Source organism: Variovorax rhizosphaerae, assembly GCF_037889975.1.
Classification (GTDB): Bacteria; Pseudomonadota; Gammaproteobacteria; order Burkholderiales; family Burkholderiaceae_C; genus Variovorax; species Variovorax rhizosphaerae.
This window is the reverse complement of record NZ_JBBKZT010000013.1, coordinates 1-17,475: the sequence shown is the minus strand read 5'-3', so window position 1 is coordinate 17,475 and position 17,475 is coordinate 1. Positions and strand designations below refer to the sequence as shown.

17 protein-coding genes are annotated in these 17,475 nt (G+C 61.1%); 4 read left to right on the top strand and 13 right to left on the bottom strand.

Going from position 1 to position 17,475, the window contains the following annotated elements:
- Nucleotides 1–39: 39 nt before the first annotated feature.
- From WKW82_RS25525 to WKW82_RS25505, 5 genes are all read right to left on the bottom strand, one after another.
- Nucleotides 40–816, bottom strand: coding sequence for a GntR family transcriptional regulator (locus WKW82_RS25525; RefSeq protein ID WP_340345491.1), 777 nt, complete (start codon nt 814–816; stop codon nt 40–42).
- 355 nt (nt 817–1,171) lie between these two features.
- Complete coding sequence (locus WKW82_RS25520) at nt 1,172–1,774, bottom strand: 2-hydroxychromene-2-carboxylate isomerase (protein ID WP_340345230.1); 603 nt, start codon at nt 1,772–1,774, stop codon at nt 1,172–1,174.
- A 174-nt stretch (nt 1,775–1,948) separates the two neighbouring features.
- Nucleotides 1,949–2,587, bottom strand: a complete 639-nt coding sequence (locus tag WKW82_RS25515) for a 4-carboxy-4-hydroxy-2-oxoadipate aldolase/oxaloacetate decarboxylase (protein ID WP_340345229.1) — start codon at nt 2,585–2,587, stop codon at nt 1,949–1,951.
- 79 nt (nt 2,588–2,666) lie between these two features.
- Nucleotides 2,667–3,650, bottom strand: a complete 984-nt coding sequence (locus tag WKW82_RS25510; RefSeq protein WP_340345228.1) for a Bug family tripartite tricarboxylate transporter substrate binding protein — start codon at nt 3,648–3,650, stop codon at nt 2,667–2,669.
- Nucleotides 3,651–3,700: 50 nt separating this feature from the next.
- Entirely contained in the window at nt 3,701–4,384 is a 684-nt protein-coding gene (locus WKW82_RS25505) for an RraA family protein (RefSeq protein ID WP_340345227.1), read from the bottom strand.
- Nucleotides 4,385–4,478: 94 nt separating this feature from the next.
- Between WKW82_RS25505 and WKW82_RS25500 the strand changes: the two genes are divergently transcribed.
- On the top strand, nt 4,479–5,375 hold the full coding sequence (locus WKW82_RS25500; RefSeq protein ID WP_340345225.1) for a LysR family transcriptional regulator: 897 nt from the start codon (nt 4,479–4,481) through the stop codon (nt 5,373–5,375).
- A 371-nt stretch (nt 5,376–5,746) separates the two neighbouring features.
- Here WKW82_RS25500 and WKW82_RS25495 read toward each other — a convergent pair whose 3' ends face one another.
- Nucleotides 5,747–7,333 (bottom strand): MFS transporter, encoded by a 1,587-nt coding sequence (locus tag WKW82_RS25495; protein WP_340345224.1) that lies wholly within the window; start codon nt 7,331–7,333, stop codon nt 5,747–5,749.
- Here WKW82_RS25495 and WKW82_RS25490 point away from each other — a divergent pair.
- The gene (locus WKW82_RS25490; RefSeq protein WP_340345504.1) at nt 7,257–7,565 is read left to right on the top strand and encodes a hypothetical protein; all 309 of its coding nucleotides are present in this window, start codon (nt 7,257–7,259) and stop codon (nt 7,563–7,565) included. The genes WKW82_RS25495 and WKW82_RS25490 overlap by 77 nt on opposite strands.
- A gap of 457 nt (nt 7,566–8,022) precedes the next feature.
- On the opposite strand, the gene WKW82_RS25485 is transcribed toward WKW82_RS25490, so the two are convergent.
- The 7 genes from WKW82_RS25485 to WKW82_RS25455 form a co-directional block, all read right to left on the bottom strand.
- On the bottom strand, nt 8,023–8,502 hold the full coding sequence (locus tag WKW82_RS25485) for an SET domain-containing protein (RefSeq protein WP_340345223.1): 480 nt from the start codon (nt 8,500–8,502) through the stop codon (nt 8,023–8,025).
- Nucleotides 8,503–8,546: 44 nt separating this feature from the next.
- Nucleotides 8,547–8,804 carry a hypothetical protein gene (locus WKW82_RS25480; RefSeq protein ID WP_340345221.1) on the bottom strand — a complete coding sequence of 86 codons (258 nt, stop codon included), beginning with the start codon at nt 8,802–8,804 and terminating at the stop codon, nt 8,547–8,549.
- Between the two features lie 130 nt (nt 8,805–8,934).
- Nucleotides 8,935–9,981 carry a tyrosine-type recombinase/integrase gene (locus WKW82_RS25475; protein ID WP_340345220.1) on the bottom strand — a complete coding sequence of 349 codons (1,047 nt, stop codon included), beginning with the start codon at nt 9,979–9,981 and terminating at the stop codon, nt 8,935–8,937.
- Nucleotides 9,982–10,887 (bottom strand): phage integrase family protein, encoded by a 906-nt coding sequence (locus tag WKW82_RS25470; protein ID WP_340345218.1) that lies wholly within the window; start codon nt 10,885–10,887, stop codon nt 9,982–9,984.
- On the bottom strand, nt 10,875–11,165 hold the full coding sequence (locus WKW82_RS25465; RefSeq protein ID WP_340345216.1) for a hypothetical protein: 291 nt from the start codon (nt 11,163–11,165) through the stop codon (nt 10,875–10,877). Before WKW82_RS25465 ends, WKW82_RS25470 begins: the two co-directional genes overlap by 13 nt.
- 1,414 nt (nt 11,166–12,579) lie before the next feature.
- Nucleotides 12,580–13,665, bottom strand: a complete 1,086-nt coding sequence (locus WKW82_RS25460; protein WP_340345214.1) for a ParB/RepB/Spo0J family partition protein — start codon at nt 13,663–13,665, stop codon at nt 12,580–12,582.
- A 205-nt stretch (nt 13,666–13,870) separates the two neighbouring features.
- Nucleotides 13,871–15,028: an AAA family ATPase gene (locus tag WKW82_RS25455; RefSeq protein WP_340345213.1), complete on the bottom strand. Its 1,158-nt coding sequence runs from the start codon at nt 15,026–15,028 to the stop codon at nt 13,871–13,873.
- A gap of 607 nt (nt 15,029–15,635) precedes the next feature.
- On the opposite strand from WKW82_RS25455, the gene WKW82_RS25450 reads away from it, so the two are divergent.
- Together WKW82_RS25450 and WKW82_RS25445 are read left to right on the top strand one after the other, a co-directional pair.
- Nucleotides 15,636–17,000 carry a replication initiation protein gene (locus WKW82_RS25450; protein ID WP_340345212.1) on the top strand — a complete coding sequence of 455 codons (1,365 nt, stop codon included), beginning with the start codon at nt 15,636–15,638 and terminating at the stop codon, nt 16,998–17,000.
- Nucleotides 17,001–17,121: 121 nt separating this feature from the next.
- On the top strand, nt 17,122–17,475 hold a 354-nt coding region (locus WKW82_RS25445; RefSeq protein WP_340345210.1), incomplete at its 3' end, for a hypothetical protein.

Genomic DNA, 17,475 nt, shown 5'->3' with positions numbered 1-17,475 from the left:
CCCTAAAAAAGTCGCCTGCAATGCAGGCTGATCGAGGCGCTAGGCTGCGCTGGTCGCGACCCGGAAGCGTGCCGATTGCGTGTACCGGCTGCTGGGGTAGTAACTGACAGAGACCTGGATGAGTGTCTTGTTTTCGTCGTAGAAGAAGCGCGTGATCTGCAAGGCAGCTTCCCCGGCCTTGGCCTCCAGCACTTTGGCCAGCTTGCCTTCCAGAACGGTCGCGGTCACGTCTTGACGGATTTCGTGGACGCGCACCCCGAACAATCGTTCGATGTTCTGGTAGATCGGACTGCTCGAGACCAGCGGAGTTTCTTGCGCAGCGGCATAGCGCGGGTGCACGTAGATCTGCACATAACTCATCGGCAGTTCGGCCCCCGGTGTCATGCGAAGGAACGCCACTTCCGACAACAAAGTTCCGGGCTCGCAATCCAGTTGGGCAGCGAGCTCCGCATTGACCACCACTTCCTTGCGCGAGACCGCATGCATCTCGGTGTCGCCAACGAACTGCAGCAACTCTTCGGTTGAGTTGACCGCATTGAACCGGTCGCGCACCTGCGCCGCGTCCCGTACGATGGTGCCGATGCCCGGATGGGAGGAAATGAGCCCCTGGTCGCGAAGGACCCGCAACGCCTGCCGCACCGTTTGGCGGCTCACGCCATAGCGCTCCGTCAATTCCTTCTCGGACGGAAACACGCTGGCCGGCTGGTGCTTCCCGCCGCGGATGTCGCGCGACAAGATGCCTGCCAAGGCCGCATAGAGAGGCTGTTGCCCCGCGACGCGTTCCAAGCGTTCCTGCGCCGTCGATTGAATTTCCATCGCTCTCGTATCCTTCCGTCGCGGCAGCCGCGCCTTCCTCGCGCCACCCGCGAGAGACCACAAGCTTCCACACCTCAGCATATTTTCGCGCATCCTTCTGAGCCACTTTTGAACGGATTGCCTCCGGTCCATCTTGCAGCCAGCGGGCACAAAAAACGTAAGAAACGGACGCTGGAGCGGAGGACAAAACTGGGTTCATTGGCGGTCATGTTGTAATGTCCGTACATTGTAATGTCCGCCCTATCGAGACGCATTAGGGTAAACTCCATTGCCTTCGACTCGAATGAGATTTGCAGCGGAGGCTGCCGGCAACCCTCCATGGGAATTCGGCCTGGTCATAGCAGGCGCTCTCCATTCAAGTCTTGTCGCGCGTCGCCCATTCAATCGCCTGCTCCAGGCGATCGCTTCCCCAGAAAAGTTCTCCTCCAGTCAAGAAGCTTGGAGCGCCAAAAATACCTCTGGCGATGGCTTCCTCCACCTGCATGGCCAGCCGTTCCTTGTTGGCCGCCGACGTCGCCTCGGCAAGGATGGCGTCCGCGTCCTTTCCAAGACACGTCAGAAGTTCGCGAGCAACCGACTCCGATCCGATGTCCCGGTCATCGAAAAAATTGGCGTGGAAGAAGGCGCGCGTTATCTCGCCACACCAGCCCTCGTTTGCGGCAAGGAGCGCGATCCGGCTGGCAAGAAGACTCCCCCGTGGATAGACAGACGGCCAACGCAATGGGATGTCGTACTGCTCACAGAGTCGCTCCACGTCTCGTCGCCGATAGCGACGTTCCGAATCATCTGGATTCTGAAACGCACTCGCCCCGCCAGACCGCCTTTTGAAGATCGGCCCCAAGAGGAATGGTCTCCAGCAGATGCGAAGTGGCACCTTGTAAGCAAGGGTCGCGATTCGAGAGGCAGCAATGTACGAGTAAGGACTGGCGAAGTCGTACCAGAACTCCAGAGTAGACATTTCAAGGCTCCCTCTCATACGCGCCTCCATCTCACTGCGCGATAACGCCGTCGAGGCATGGAGCAAAGGCTGGCGGTGCTGCGATGACCCCCAACGAAATCACGGCGCCACTTTGCCCGCGCGCACGGATCGGGGCAACAACCCTGTTTGGCCCGTCAGCGATGCAGCTCGCCGTCAGACGAGTCCAAAACGCTTGAGCGTATCTGTCAGGTTGAGCAAGTCGGCGGTCATGGCTCCAGCTTCGATGGCCCGGCGTTGCCCAGCCTCTTTGTCTTCGCGCGCCAAGCTGCTGACGATCGCCGAATCGACTTCATCTTTCGGAACCACGGCGACGCCGTCACGATCGCCAACGATGATGTCACCGGGGTGGATAAGCACACCGCCGATGGTGACGGGTACGTTGATACTTCCGGGTTGATTCTTGCCGGTTCCCTTGATCGACAAGCCACGGCAAAACACGGGGAAACCCAGTTCGATGATGAGGTTGGCGTCGCGCACGCAGCCATTGATGACGAGGCCGGCGATGCCGACCTTCTGCGCCTGGATCGTGAGCACGTCGCCCCATGGCCCGGCTTCCATGAACGCCTTGGCATCGACCACGAGCACGTCGCCGGGCTTCGCTTTCACCACCGCATAGTGCAGCATCAAGTTGTCGCCCGGGCGGCAATCGACCGTGAGAGCTGGCCCGGCGAGACGCACGGTCGGATCGATGGGCTTCATGCCATGGTCGAGTGCGCCCTTGGCGCCGTGCGCTTCGTAGACGGTCGCTGCGCCGAGAGCGCGCAGCTGATTGATTTGTTCGGATGAAGCCATGGAAAATCCTTTCAGCAAACTGTTTTGGATGGATGAGCGCACCGGCTGCAGCCGCGGCCCGTACAAGCTTGGGCGCGTCTCAATCGACCCTTGCACCAGAGCGTTTCACCAGCGATTCCCAGTAAGGCAGTTCCTTGGCGATGAACTGGCTGAACTGCTCGGAAGTACCAGCGACGTCACGGGAGCCCATGTCGGCTAGACTTTTGGACACCTCGGGACTCTTGAGCACCTTGACGAGGTCGCGATTCAAGCGCTCTGTCAGCGCCGCCGGCGTCTTGGCGGGAGCGAAGATGCCGTACCAGTTCTCGACCACAAAGTTGCCATAGCCGAGTTCCTTCATCGTGGGTACGTCGGGAAGGTTCTTCGAGCGCGCGCTGCCGGTCGTTGCAAGCGCGCGGATGCGCCCGCCGCCGCTCAACTGAGAGGCGATGGCAGTGGTCGTTTCAAACGCAACGGGCACTTGGCCGGCGATCACGTCCTGGAGCGCGGGCCCTTGGCCGCGGTAGGGAATGTGTGTCATGTCCAACTTGAACTCGAGCTTGAGCATTTCCCCCATCAGATGTTGCGGGCTGCCGCTGCCGCCTGAAGCAAAGCTGTACTTTCCTGGCGCAGCCTTGATCGCTGCACTCAACTGTTCGACCGTTTTCGAAGGCTCGGCCGCGTTCACGTAGAGCACCAGCGGCACGGATGCCACCTCGACGATCGGCACGAGCGACTTCACCGGATCAAGACGCAGCTTGTACAGGTTGCGATTGATGACGATGCCCGTGTTGTTGCCCAGCAGCAGCGTGCAACCGTCTGGCGGCGCGCCTGAAACGAACTCGGTGCCGATGTTGCTGCTTGCGCCACCCTTGTTGTCCACGATGACGGGGGTGCCGAGTTCCTTCCCCAAGCCGGGCGCGACCAGCCGAGCAAGGATGTCCGTCGTGCCGCCAGGCGGATAGGGCGAGACAAGTTTCACCACCTTGCAGGGGTACGCCTCTTGCGCCAGCGCACCGCAGGCGGCCGCGACTGCAGCCCCACACAATGCGGCAGAACGAAGGAATTGGAATGTTGCGTTCATGAGTCGGGTCTCCGGTTCGTTTGATCGATGTCGACGAGAGCGCGAGCCGCTCAGGCCGTGAGGGTCGTCGCCGACCGCTGCAGCGTGTGATAGCCATACTTCTTTCGGGCCTCGGCCAAAGGCATGCCCGCCAGCGCCGCGTCCAGGATCTGTGCCTCGACGACACGTGTTTCGAGGGCCCTTGTCAGCACTTCCTGCATCCGCAGGTGAGGCACCACGACGACGCCGTCTGCATCGCCGATGACCAGGTCGCCCTGGCACACGCGAACGTCACCGAGCATCACAGGTTGCTCGTAGGCCTCGACCTGGACGCGATCCTTGCCGGTACGCATGAACTTGCCGCATGCATAGAGCGGGTATCCCACCTCGTCGGCCTCCGCAGTGTCTCGGCAGACCCCGTTGACGACGGTGCCACCGATGCGCTTCTGCGCGGCCAACTGGCTCAGGATGCCGCCCCAGACGGTGCAATCCAGCCTTCCTCCGTTGTCCATCACTGCGACACTGCCTGGCTTCAACCGGTCCAGGAAATCGCCCACGGTGCCGGGTCGAGAGTGGTCGATCGCCGCAAAGCGAACCGTGAAGGCCTGCCCAAAGATCCTGGCCGGTCCTGCGACCGGCCGAACGCCCAAGGCGCTGCCGGGCAAATTGAAGAAGTCGAGCGCGTCGGATACCTCAGCGGTCGACAGCGATCGGGCCTGGGAGAGCCATTGCGGCTCGTTCACATCGGAAGTCAAGTTTGTCTCCAAGGGTTGGGAAAGAACAAACCCGATGCTCAGTGCACGAAAGCAGTTACACAACCAATGTCTTCTGACCTTAAGATCAATTTTCATGAACTTGAAGTCGCTTCGGTATTTTTGCGAGGTGGTCGATGCCAACAGTGCGAGCCTGGCTGCAAGCCGATTGCACGTGGTGCCGACGGCGGTGAGCATGCAGATCGCGCAGCTCGAGGGTCTCCTTGGAGGCAAGCTGTTTGACCGTTCGACACGCCCGATGAAGCTGACTCCCCTTGGCCGATTTCTTTATCCGAAAGCCAAGCTTCTGCTGTCCGATTCACAGCGCATGATGGAAGAGGCAATAGACCTCTCGTTGGGTCGATCTGGGTGGCTCAGCATTGGCTTCACACGCTCCACGATCTTCTCGGTCTTGCCGAATGCTGTGCGCAGCTTGAGCGCGAGCGCGCCGAAAGTGCGGATCGATCTGACCGAAATCCTCACGGAGCATCAGGGCGACGCTTTGCGCAACGGATTGATCCACGTTGGCCTGGCACGAACGATCGGCCCGTTCGGCATTGAGGAAGACCTGGAGTGCGTTCCCCTTTTCACCGACCAGTTGCTGGTGGCGTTGTCATCAGAGAACACACTTTCTCGACGAAAGATCCTCATGCCGAAGGACCTGGACCAGATACCCTTTGTCAGCTACCCGAAGGATCCAAACAGCAGCTTCGCAAGACACACTCTTCAGGCGCTGGAAGAAGCCGGTCTCAAACCTCGCGTGGCTTATGAAGCGAAGGAAATCCACACGGCGTTGTGCCTCGTGGCTGCCGGGCTGGGGTTTGCGCTGGTCGGTAAATCTGTAGCGGACAACAATCGAAGCGACGTCCGATTCCTTCCGCTCAGCGGCGTCAAGACGACAGCGAACGTCTTCGCGATCTACTTGGAAGGCGCTCGACATCAACTTGTCGATGCGTTTCTCGACATCGTGCTGTTGCAGTCGATGACAAGATAGCAGTTCGTGGCGCCCCGCCAGTTTGCGTAGAGACGCAACTCCATCAGATCACCGTTTGCTGGGAGATTTCCAGAGGTGCCAACGGCGCCCAGAAGCACATCCTCGGACGGGCACCGCTAGGCGATCGACGATAGCAACTGCATATCCGGCACGGCGTCGCGTGGACGCTCAAAGAAGCCGCCGGTCCGTTGTGCCGCGGCGTTGGCCGCGTTGCGACGCTGGCCGATCTTTAAAGCTCGATAACGCGGTTTTATAGAGCCCTATCGGATTGCGGCTAGGACGGCTACGCATTGCTCTAGCGAACCGGGGAGAAACCGAGGCCTGGATCTCGTATCAATGGGCCACGCGGCTGCCCCACACCGGCCGCCCGCTCAACGTAAGGCAATGTAGTGTTGGGTCGTCACGACTTCGCCCTGCGCGACATACTCGCGAACACGGGCCTCGACTTCCTGGTCCGCCAGCGTGGCGCGCGAACGCTGATGCAGGTAGTCGGCCCAGGAGGCGACGATGAAGCGTTCCACGTAGCGTGACGGATCACCCAAGTCATGGTAGACGCGCCAGAGCGTGGCGCCGTCGCGTCTTCGCGAGGCGCGCAGTTCCGTCACCACATGCAGGAATTCTTCGGCTTCGCCCATGCGAATGCGATAGCTCACCTCCACCGAAACCGGACCATCGTCCGGGAGGGGCTGCTGCTCCTTGATCAGCAGGTCGTCCCACAAGGCGACCGGCGTCACCTCCAGTGCTTCGCCCATTCGCAGCGGAAACCAGCGTGCGAGGAATACTCCCGACAGCATCGCCACAGCTGCGACCCCCAATGCGATCGGCAGCCCCGCGACCCCGGAGACGGCACCCCAGAACGCCGAGCCAATAGCGAACGAGCCCAACGCGCTGAGGGTGTGCAGCGCGACAGCGCGCGAACGCACCCAGGGTGGCGCGCTGGATTGCGTCGCAGTGTTGAAGGTGGCCATGACGGCCATCCACGCGGCACCGCCAATGGCCAAGGCCACGAAGATCACCGCCGGGATACGCACGAACGCCGCGACAAGCATCACCGCCGCAAAGACGATACAACCTGTCGCGACAAGCCGTTCCAAGCCGAGGCGCGCGCGCAATGTTCCGAGCACCAAGCCAGCGGCAACCGCACCCGTGCCGAGGCAGCCCATGAGAAACCCAAAGCCTGCGGCGCCCAACTGCAATTGCTGCGCGGCGATGGCCGGTAGCAACGCCCACAGCGCCGAACCTGTACCGCTGTAGGCGACCGTGCGCAGCAACTGCGCCAGGATCATCGGGGAGTGCCGCGCATAGCGCAGGCCCGCCAGCGTGCCGCTCCACAGGCGCTCGGCAGGCAACGGCGACTTCGCATGCGGGGCTGGCGGCCAGCGCCGCACCGCAAGCATCATCGCCAGAGCGCTCATCATGGCCATCACAAACACCCAGCCCGCTCCTAGCCAGGCAAACACGAAGCCCGCAATCGAGGGGCCCAACGCGCGCGCGCTGTTCCACGCAATCGACATTGCGGTGATAGCCTGCGGCATTTGTGCACGCGGCACCGCATCCGCCATGCTGGTACTCCAGGCCGGCGACAGCAGCGCCGTGCAGCAGCCTGCGGCGAAGGTAAAAATCAAAAGTGTCGCGGCCCCCGCCCAGCCCAGCACCGCAAGCAAGGACAGGATCAGGAGGACCCCAACCTGGACGCACAGTGCGTTGAGAATCAGCCGCCTGCGATCCGTCGTGTCAGCCAGAACGCCCGCGGGCAGCGCGAGGAGGAACATCGGGAAGAACACGGCCGTTTGCACCAACGCAGCAAGAAAGGACGAACCCGTCAGTTCCACCATCAGCCACGAAGCCGCCATGACTTGCATCGCATTGCCCGTGAAGTAGATGGCGCTGCCGGCCCAGAGGCCGCGAAAATCGGGCAGCCGCAACGGCGCCCAAAGCGAATGGGGTGATGGGGACATCGTTGCTTTCCGCGCCGGTCGCGTTGCCGGCATCTTTCAGAATCCGCGCATTGCCTTCATTGTTTCATTCGCGCGGGATCATCGGCTACTCGAAGCCGCCCCAACTGTCATCGACACCGTGATCACTGCTCCAGGGAGCGCGAGCGTCGAGATCTTCCTGCCGCCTCACGATGGATGCGCTCGCTCGGCGCACTGCCCTGCGCAGCAGGTGTTGATCCTGCACACGACATAGAAGGCGTGATCACTGGGCGGTGCTCCGCCAGCCGGGCGGAAGCTGCGGTGTTGATGCTTCAGCAGCGGGGCTGGTCGGTGGGCCGCGATCAAGAATTTAGGTTCCATTTCGCCTGGACCGCACCGAGCGCTTGAGCGACCTCAGCCCGATATGCGCTCGCGTTGCCGAAGCTCCTGATCGTCCAATTGCATCCGTCCTTCTGCTCGGACGACGGTAGCAGGACAGGTCTCGACACATGGACCTCTTCCCCATCGCTGCTCACGGCATCGCTCTCGTGGACAAGGCGAGCAACCTCCGCCTGAATCTCATCCGCAGTTTTGAGCACGCGCATCACGTCAGCCTCATGACTTGTAGCAACGATGATTGTCGAAGGCCTGAATGTCCGCAAGCCATCCACACCAACGCGTCGGTCGGCGCCGGCATTCGCCCGCTGACACGCCCCTGCGACCTGCCGTTCTCAGCCACGCTCCCAGCGAGCTGGAGATTGTTCTGCTAAGGCCGCGATCATGCTTCCCCGGCACAAGGTGGCACCACAAAGGCACCTGTAGTCGGACGCGGTGGCCGCCTCGTCCACGATCAACCCGTAGTCCAGAAAGAGCTCTTCGCCCGCAAGAAGCGGTCTGAGCGCATAGATCCTCAGAGCCAGGCGTCCCTTCGCGTCAATCTCCTCGACTGCTTCGCAGTTCGGCTCGCAAGAATGATTGATGTGTCGTGTGGCGTTGCCCCCGCGGCTTCCGTCGATCGTTTCGCCGTTCGACAAGGAAAACAGGTATGACAGGCTGTCATCCCAGTGGCGCCTGCACAACTGGTCTTCCGAGAAACGTCGACCCTGATACGTACCCAGAAGCGTGGCCGTCGGCAGATCCTGCGTCACGAAGACGCCCAGCCCGTGAACGCGGCTGTCGGCAACTTGCAGGTACGGGGTACGGGTGCTCACGTCGTTCGAACGTTGGAATGACCGACGACAGCCGCCGGTTCCGGTTACTCATCATCCTGCGCCGAATTCAACACCTCTTGGGCGCACACATTGCGCCCCGTGTCCGTCAATCGCAGGCGCCCTCCGTGCCATTCGAGCCAGTCCAGTTGGACGTACGCATCGATGTCACCGCTGTCGATCCGGTCAGCCTGGCCTTGCTTCAGGCGCGTTGCAGCCAGGGGCAACCCATGACGCAGCCTGTCCATCCTCGCGACTTTCGCGAGATCTTCGGGTGCGTGGTGCTTCGTCTTCTTCGATGCCATGGCTTTCCAGAGCGCCGACTCTCCTCGCTGCATCGACATCCAACACGGGTCATCATTTTGAGTCGAGATCGTATTGCAAGTAGAGGATGCGTCGAATCGTCGACTTGGACCCGGGTGCGCTCACGTGCAGTCAACTCGTCTTCCAGAACGCTCGCATCGCCTTCAATCTTTCGTCGCGTTCCGAGGTGATGTACATTGAGGTCGTGCCTAACGAAACGTGCCCGAGATTGTTCTGCACGATCTGCAGCGGCACGGGCGAGTGCCCTTCCCTTCCATTGAGTGCATGCGAGGCATGCGCGTGGCGAAGCCAGTGGGTGCTGGCCTTCTTTAGCTGAGACGCATCGGCGGCATCGAGCCCCTCGGCGGCCTGGGCAAGGAAAGCCTTGATCGCCTGGTACAGCCCCGACGCCGACCACGCCACCGGCCGTTTCAGGTCATCGTCAAACCGGCTCATCACATGGACGCCGCGGTTGCTCACCGCCCCCACCTGTCGCTCGAAGCCATGCCGGGCCAGTTCATCGCCGAGTTCCATGACGAGCTCGGCCGGCACTGGCACCTCGCGGCTGCGGTTGCCCTTGCCGATCACGGCCAGCAGCCAGTCCGTGGCCATGGTTCCGTCGGCGGCCCGGTATTCGACCGGCGTCAGGTCTTCGCACTTCACGCTCGTGATCTCGGCCAGGCGCAGCCCCGTCGCATAGAGCCAGCGCATGCCACGCCGCAGGCGCCGGTCCGCCTCCGTCTCTTGGTGTTTCTCCAGCAACGCGTCGATGTGATCCCATTGCGAGAAGGTCAGGGTCCGGCTCGATCCGAGCGGCCGCAGGGGCTGAACCGGCAGGGCCACAGCGACGAACGGATTGCCCACCAGGTAGCCCTGGCGCATCAGGAAGGCAAACAGGCTGCGCACCACGGTCAGCGAGTGCCGCAGCGTCACGCCATTCAACCGCCCTTCAAGCGGGCGCCACAGCGGCGACCATCGCTGGTGGTGGCGCGGCCCGCACCAGCCCGTCGGCGGGTCGGCCAGAAACTCCCGATACGCCGTCGCGTCCTCGAGCGTGAGCGAGGAAAGTGCCTTCTTCCTTTCCAACACCGCCCACAACAACAGCCGCTCCGCTTCCTTGCGATAGGCGCGCTGCGTCGCCGACAGGTTTCCCTTGGCACCCGCGGCCTTCGATGACAACTAGGCCCCGATCGCCTCGTGGTCGTTGCCGGCCATGAGCAGGCATTTCTCCGGCGGCGCCCTGAAGCGCCCTGCCCTGCCGTCGAGCTCAGCGGGAAGTACGAATTTCTCGTACGGCCGGATCGCCGTCGCCGCCGGCACCACGGCCTCCAGCGTGGCGCTCGCCAATTGCATGCGCGGCTGCGCCACGTGGACGCCGACCCGCAGGCCCAGCACGGCCTCGTTGGCCTGCAGCCACTCGACGATGCGCGCCGCCTTGCCCTCCCCCACCCCCGGCACCATGCCCCACCAGCGCGCGCCGACCCCGTTGATATGCGCGACCAATGATGAGAGCGTCGTCAGTCCGGCGCGCTCGAGGCGACCGGCCATCGATGGATTGATCCAGGCCGCGACGCTGTCGCCCGGTTTGGGATCCTGAGCCACGAGCGCCTGCAGCCACCGCAGCGCCTCAAGCTGCCGCTCGACCACGCGCGCACGGCGAGACCGTTGACCCTTGCTGCCGCCGCCCTGCCCTGCCCCGTTCTCCTTCTTTCCGGCGGGATAGGCGTCCTGATAGGCCTCGAGCTGCTCTTCCTCCGAGAAATCCTCCAGCCCGTTGGCCGCGGCAAATTCCGCCAGGCTCGGCAGCGCTTTCGCGGGCGCCGCCGGCGCCTCCGCCGTGATTCGCTCGGCGTCCATGAGGATCAGCCGCGCGGTGCCCGGCTTGTTCTCGCGCCGCGCGGCCGCGGCGAACTGGTCGCGGATCCAGGCGATCGTGCGCCGCACCGTGCGCACGTCCGTGTACTCGCCCTCCAGGTGCAGGTACCGATTCCAGCTGGCCTTCTCGTCCAGCCCCTGGGCGAGCGCGCGCATGAAGGCGAAATGCCCGCTGTGAAGTTTCCTTGGCGCCTGGTTTATCTTTTCCATTTGCGCGGCGGGAGCGTGCCGAGGTGATCCGGGCGGCCTTGGGATCGGGACCAGAAATTCCACCAGGGGACCTTGGAGTCCGGCGGCGACAGAACAGACGCAGGAAGCGTTTCAACCCCGCTGAGGCGCACTCGCCGGCGCCGCTCGACTTCCAGGATGTGCGCCGCGCCAAAGGCCTCGCGGTCCCCATAGCCCGCGCGCATGCGCCAGTTGGCGGCCAGGCTCGCAAGCTGCTCGTCGTCGAGTTCTGAAACGTTCTGCAAGGTCGGAAATTCCATCATCATCCGGAGGCTACCCGAGTAAACCGCGGACGATCCGCCCACAGGACAACCAAGGTTTCGGGAGGGGGTCCGTCAAAGCGCGATTTTCGGGGTCGCGCAGCGCAGTTGCGCCTCTACACGGCCTCGCAGGGCCCGGCTCGTACTTTGCCAAACACGACGGGCACATAGCGCTTGTTTCTCAAACCTCATCAACGACTCGATTTGTAGCAATTTGAACGGTGGCCGGTTTTCACCTTCTGGGGGGCCTGACTGGCCGACAGCAGGATCCACGCAGAACACGGACGCTTTGGGGATCGCGCTCAAAAGGCGCTTCCGAGCAACGAATCCCATCGCGCACTTGGCCGCCCTTCTTCCCTTGCCGCCTCAAACAGGTTCAGACTCCACTTTAACTTGGCCAGCGTGATTTCGTTGATGATAACTAAACTTATCATCAGTGCAGAAATGCGAAGCCAAAACCGCAGTTTGAGAAGTTGCTGTGCTGAAATCCAATGAAATCAACAACTTAGGCGGCCGCTCCCTTAATGTAAGCGAACCGCTAGACAAATGGAACCGCCTTGCCCATCGGCCCGAGGCGCCCTCATCGAGGCCCTTTCGAGGGTGCGTCGAGGTTACACCGCATCGATCCTATCGGCACGGGCAAACGGCCCGGGGGCGGTCTCGTCACGTCGAAATGGCGTGCCCTGCCCACCCGTCCCAAAGGGGCCAGCGAACTGGCCGAGGCCGAAGCTTGGGAGTTGGGGATTCCGGTGCCGACACCCACGGGATAGGGTTGAGGCGTGGCACAGGATTCATGACGTGCTTGATTCTCGGCCATTGGGTGTAGGTTGGTAAGCCAACTAAACGACTCTGTGCGGAAGTGCTCCTCCATTGAGCATACGATTTTTCCGGGCAGTGTTAGGGTTTGACGTGACGCCCGACCGGGAGGCCCCTATCAGCTTTTGAAGGGTGAAAGGTTGCTGCAATCAGCGACAGATGACGAGAGTACCTATCCCATTCCGATACTCAGTGCTGGACCGCGAGATCGCGGATCGCTAGCACCCTTCGGCGAACACCTTCGACATCGCGGCGACCCCCAGCGCGAGCCCATATACAAAGTGGGAGCGTTTTCGCGGCGCGGCGCGGCGAGGGCATTCCTGCGAGCCGGATTGCTTCGTTGTTAGTTCAAGCGGGTACCACATTGCCTACCCTGCCCTTCCATCACAACGAGCAGGAACGCCAACGGGGAGAGGTCCCAAAGAAGGACAATCAGAGGCCAAGGGCAACGCACCAACTCGCGGACCTAGACGCTGCGCGCGCGAAGCAAGGACTCCAACCCGTCAGCCGAGCGCTGCGCGGCAAGCTCCCTTGCCGCCGCTCGCCTCATCAATTCCCAACGGCTCTCACATTTAGCTGCTGGCGCTGTAGATCAGCCCTACCCCAAGCTCCGCGCTTTCTTTAACGATTCGGCGATTGCTGCCTCGAGAGTTTCCTGGCTGGCGGCCGCAGCTGCTTCCGGTGTGATCGTGATAACGATTTCCCCGGTCTTAGAACGGACGAGCGCCCCCAGCTTTTCTCCGCCGGCTTGGACGTCCAAGCGTTCTGTCCGTTCGAAGCCTGGTTTGGCATCAAGGAGTCGGGCCACTACCATGGACGGCGAAAGGCCGTGACCGCGGACCCTCTCGATCCGCCTGAGGAATCCGCGCCTATCCTTTTCCATGGCCGAATTAATTTGCTCGGCATGGCGGAAAGTAATCTCGAGCGGACTGCGAAAGCATTCGACGACCGCGTCCGGGAGCTGTGCCACCATCAGCGCCTTGCGGACCCACGTATGGCTAACGCCAAGACCTTCCGCTAGCTGCCGTTGAGTCGGAAAAAGTTGCTCCTCGAGAGCCCGGCGATACATAGCTCCCTGCTCGTAGGCCGACAAATCTGAGCGCTCCCGGTTCTCGCGATCCATTGCGGCGAACAACGCCGCGTCACCCAACTCGTCGACCCAAATCGATGCGAGCACCGGGATGCCTAACTCGAGGGCCGCGCGATGGCGTCGGTGACCAAAGACCAGTTCGAATTGGCCGGCCTCCCCTGTCAATGGTCGAACCAAGATCGGTTGGACATTGCCGCCAGCATGCTCCATGTCGGCTTTCAAACCGGCAAACTCGCTGGTCGCAAATGACGCCTCGTGGCGATTTGCCCAACGGCTCGGCCGGATCGACTTGGGATCCATCTTTCGTGTTGGCAACGAGCCCTCGTACTCACGAAGCCTGTCGCGTAGCGCCGCCATCTCGCCCTCGACCTGTTGGATCTGACCGCGGAACGCCATCATCTGTCCAGGAGCTGTTCGCGGAGCCAACGCACCGGCGACCGCCGGTGGAAACCTGGTTTCCACTGCAGTTGCGGCCGATGGCGGTGCATCGTTGGTTGACGCTGCTTGGCGAGCGGGAGCGGGTTCCTTCGCCGTGTCGGTCGGCAGGGACAGGCCCGCTGTCAACAGTTCAAGCCGCTTTCGGGTACTTGCCATTTTTATATCTCCAACTGGCTCGAGTTTGTTTTCGTCATTGCCGACGCGGGTGCGGTGGCGCGCACTTCAGAATGTATGACGCCCGCATTCAGGCGCATCATGCATCTGAACTTTCTCAACATGAGCACTGGAAACCAGGTTTCCACCACCCTGCCGGTCGTTCGGATGGAAACCTGGTTTCCAGTGCGAGATAAGGTGGCCAACGTCATGAAGTCGCCCGTGCCTGAGCAGCCCACGCACCCACCACAGATTGTTCGACGAGTTCAACGAACGAGTCGTAAGCGTCGACAGCACGCTTGTACGTTTTCGCGGCACCTTCATACTTTTGCACGTCGTACACCGTTGCGAATTCTGCGGCCTTGTTGCTGGTGACACTGGTCTTGGGAATTTCAACCGGCAGCGTGTATTCGCCATAAGTCGCCTGAATCCATTGCCGAACCGCAGGCATAGCAGGATCAGCAGCGTCCACCCGGCTGAGCAAGACGTGAAGGAAATCAAATGCCTTGCCTTCGCGATCCTTGCTCTGTCCGTCCAAGTTGCCACCGAGATCGGCCAGCAGAGACCAGAACTGCGCCGAGGAGGCGAAATCCAGTCCAGAAGGTGGAACCGGCACAACAATTCCATTGGCCGCCCATAGGGCGTTGATCGTGACATAAGAAAGAGACGGCGGGGTATCAATGATGATCACGTCGTATAGGTCCCGGACTGACTCCAAGCCTTCATTGAGGACGTCCCAAAACTTGGCGCCAGGCTGTTGCATCTGGCGGGCCGGCAATGCGAACTCTGCCGAGAACAAGAATGGCGCCGCAGCAACCAAGTCAATACCATCCCAATAGGTCGACCGAATCGCATAACGGATATCTGCCTCTGAGCCCTCGCAAAGGGGAGCAATGGTCATGTCCTCGGTAACTTCGGCCTCGGGGAGCAGGCCGTGCAGCGTAGTCAATGAGCCCTGTGGGTCTGTATCGATCGCGAGGACGCGGTGCCCTCGAAGACTCAATCCTTGTGCGAGAACCATTGCTGTCGTCGTCTTGGCAACGCCGCCCTTGAAATTGCCCACCGCGATGGTGATCGCTTTGCGGCCGGCAGGGCGCATCTTCTCGCCGCGATACGTACGGGTCCACAGTCTCAGTTCATCAAGCCCGAAGGTTCGCTTGCCTCCCGATGGCGTCAAGCGTCCTGAGGGGAGATCGTTTTTTGTGATCCGATAGGCGACATGCGCCTTGTCTACCCCGCACAATCCGGCCAGTTGCGCAGTTGAGTAGGTCGGGGGAAGCTTTCGGGACTCGGGCGCCAAAAGCATGCCCCGGATTTGCTCGACCATCGACCCTGCACGCGTGGCAAGGGCCGCAATCTTCTGCATGTTTATGCCTTGGCGGGGCGGCGATTGAAGCTCAGTGGAAACCTGGTTTCCAGGCAGTAAGGACGCAGGAACTGACATTAGCGAGACCCCTCATTCAACGGAATTCTGCGATTCTATGAGAATCCGTCGAATGAACAAGTTTCGCAAAACACCACTCTCCCGCTGGCTCCTCTATTGTGAGCAGGATTGGGGAACCCCGTCGTGGCGTACTGCGGCCAAGCGCCCAAACCGACGACAAAAGAGCCCCGAGCCAGGGAAAAAGGCCGGTTGCAGCCTCAGCGACGTAGTGAAGGGGGACCAGTAGCGGGTCTGGTCGTCCACTTTCCCATATCCACTCACATCAAAGCCCAACGGGACTCACCGCAGCGTCATCAGAAACCCAAATCCGCTCACTGCAAATCCCATCGGACCTCACAATGAATCCCAACGGTCCTCACGTCGATGCTCCTAAGTGACTGTCGGCATTAGCGAAAGCGCCCGCTCAAACTCTTCAATCCCCCAAGTGTTTAACTGCAAACATAGCAAGACACCTGTTGCAAGGTTCTGTGAATTGACCAAATCACAATAGACAGGCATGATGTGAAGCCAACTGATACAAACCTGCCCGATGGCCGAGGAAGACTCTTCGCGAAATTTGCCTCGCCAGGCACCGACTGCAGAAGAGCAGGCCGTCTCTAAAGCCAATGAAGCGATCGCAATTCGTCCGAAACGCGGACGCCTGACCTTGCTTTCGCGGCGCATTTACAACGCGCTGCTTTACCACTCACAGCGCCAGGGCGTGGACGAACCGGTTTATCGCCTCGCATTGAGCGAACTGATCGGCGACGCGCGCTTCAATTCAAACAACACTGAGCTTCTCAAGTCTCATCTGCGAGACATGCAGGCGACGACAATCGAATGGTCCACCAGCAGCAGTTCGCTCAAGCGCTGGGTGTCCTCCCAGCTCCTGGGAACCGTCACCATAGAAGAGCAGGGGAGGGGAAGGCCCTGCATGGTGACTTGGCGTTACCCGGACGAGATCAAGGAGCGCTTGGTCAAACCCCATCAGTACACGCGCGTCCTTCTCGAGATGAGTAGTCAGATGCGCAGTTATTCGGCGGCGGTGCTGTATGAAATCGGCGCGCGTTACCTGACGTCTCCAGGACGGCTTTCAATGCGGGAGGATGTGATCTGGTGGGCCGCGGTGCTGACGGGTCGCAGCGACATCAAGGAAGTCGACTATCGGTTTCTGAAGCGTGATGTGATAACCAAGGCGCTGGCGGAAATCGATGCGCTGTGCGAAGACTTCGGCCTTGAGTTGATCGAGCACAAGCGAGGACGGAAGATTGAAGAGATTCAGTTCAGGGTGGTACCGAAGCTTCAACAGCGCCTTGGCGACATGGATGCGCCCAACCGGAACGTGTTCGACCTGGAGTTGGTGGGACGCCTCATTGCACTAGGCCTCAAGCAGGAGGAGGCTCAGGATCTCTATGCAACGACAGATGAAGGACAGATTCGAGCGACGCTTGAGCATGTCGATGTTCGCCTGCGCAACGCGGCAATGCCCCCTCTCAAGTCGCCAGCTGCGTACTTCAAGGACGCGTTGAAGAAAGGCTATGCGGGTGTCACCGCAGTGCCGTCGTCCTCTCCAGTGCCCGTGCCCGCGCCCGTGGCGCCCAGCCCGACTTTGTCAGAGGCTGACCGAATTCGGCGCATTCGCGAACTCTGGGAAAACCACAGGATGGGGGAGGCGAAAGTCGTTTTCAACGAAATGCCCGAAAGCATGCAGTCCGAAGTGAAGACTCGATTCGAGGCCGAGCGGCTAGAGCGGGTGGCAAATCCAATCGCACGAGCTTGGCGGCGAGACGGGCCTGCGAGCCGCATCGCGGCCACCACGTTTTTCAAATGGCTGGCTCAGGAGACTTGGCCAGAAGAACCCACCGACCGCGTGCTGCTTGATTTCGCCTTGCAACGCGGTGTGGTCGGTGTCTGAAGTCTCCGCTGTCGCCGCTGGTCGTTGGATGGGGCAGGGCGGCGAGAGATTTTCCAACTCACAATCCAAACTCGGATTTATGTCCGAAATCTGCGGTGCATTTTGACGAGGGACGATCAGCGTGACCGATCGCATTGAAGAGACGATGTTCGAGATCGGTTTCCAGAATCTGTGTCACCTCGTCGCTTCCTACTTGGAGGACGGCCGAGAGAGTCGAGCACTGGCGCTGGCCATGGCATTCCTGGTATTCGATGACGAAGCTGCCTACAGCAATCGATCGTCGGCGCACGAGTCGGGCACATCGGTCGATCAGGCACTCCGCGCAGTCTCGCAAGCTGAGCAGAACTTGGACAACAAAGGCGCAATCGACAGCGAATGGCTGCTCACAGCTTTCGAAGCATCGCCCTTCGCCTTGCTCACTTGGCTCGATCGTCGGCTTACCACTGCTGAAGGCACGACGTACATGATTCCAGCC

What these genes read in the sequence shown, in the direction of transcription:
- WKW82_RS25470 (WP_340345218.1), bottom strand. Translation starts at nt 10,887, where the DNA reads ATGGAAAAGATAAACCAGGCGCCAAGGAAACTTCACAGCGGGCATTTC.
- WKW82_RS25525 (WP_340345491.1), bottom strand. Translation starts at nt 816, where the DNA reads ATGGAAATTCAATCGACGGCGCAGGAACGCTTGGAACGCGTCGCGGGG.
- WKW82_RS25515 (WP_340345229.1), bottom strand. Translation starts at nt 2,587, where the DNA reads ATGGCTTCATCCGAACAAATCAATCAGCTGCGCGCTCTCGGCGCAGCG.
- WKW82_RS25495 (WP_340345224.1), bottom strand. Translation starts at nt 7,333, where the DNA reads ATGTCCCCATCACCCCATTCGCTTTGGGCGCCGTTGCGGCTGCCCGAT.
- WKW82_RS25520 (WP_340345230.1), bottom strand. Translation starts at nt 1,774, where the DNA reads ATGTCTACTCTGGAGTTCTGGTACGACTTCGCCAGTCCTTACTCGTAC.
- WKW82_RS25510 (WP_340345228.1), bottom strand. Translation starts at nt 3,650, where the DNA reads ATGAACGCAACATTCCAATTCCTTCGTTCTGCCGCATTGTGTGGGGCT.
- WKW82_RS25490 (WP_340345504.1), top strand. Translation starts at nt 7,257, where the DNA reads ATGGCGCTGCCGGCCCAGAGGCCGCGAAAATCGGGCAGCCGCAACGGC.
- WKW82_RS25500 (WP_340345225.1), top strand. Translation starts at nt 4,479, where the DNA reads ATGAACTTGAAGTCGCTTCGGTATTTTTGCGAGGTGGTCGATGCCAAC.
- WKW82_RS25480 (WP_340345221.1), bottom strand. Translation starts at nt 8,804, where the DNA reads ATGGCATCGAAGAAGACGAAGCACCACGCACCCGAAGATCTCGCGAAA.
- WKW82_RS25465 (WP_340345216.1), bottom strand. Translation starts at nt 11,165, where the DNA reads ATGGAATTTCCGACCTTGCAGAACGTTTCAGAACTCGACGACGAGCAG.
- WKW82_RS25455 (WP_340345213.1), bottom strand. Translation starts at nt 15,028, where the DNA reads ATGCAGAAGATTGCGGCCCTTGCCACGCGTGCAGGGTCGATGGTCGAG.
- WKW82_RS25450 (WP_340345212.1), top strand. Translation starts at nt 15,636, where the DNA reads ATGGCCGAGGAAGACTCTTCGCGAAATTTGCCTCGCCAGGCACCGACT.
- WKW82_RS25460 (WP_340345214.1), bottom strand. Translation starts at nt 13,665, where the DNA reads ATGGCAAGTACCCGAAAGCGGCTTGAACTGTTGACAGCGGGCCTGTCC.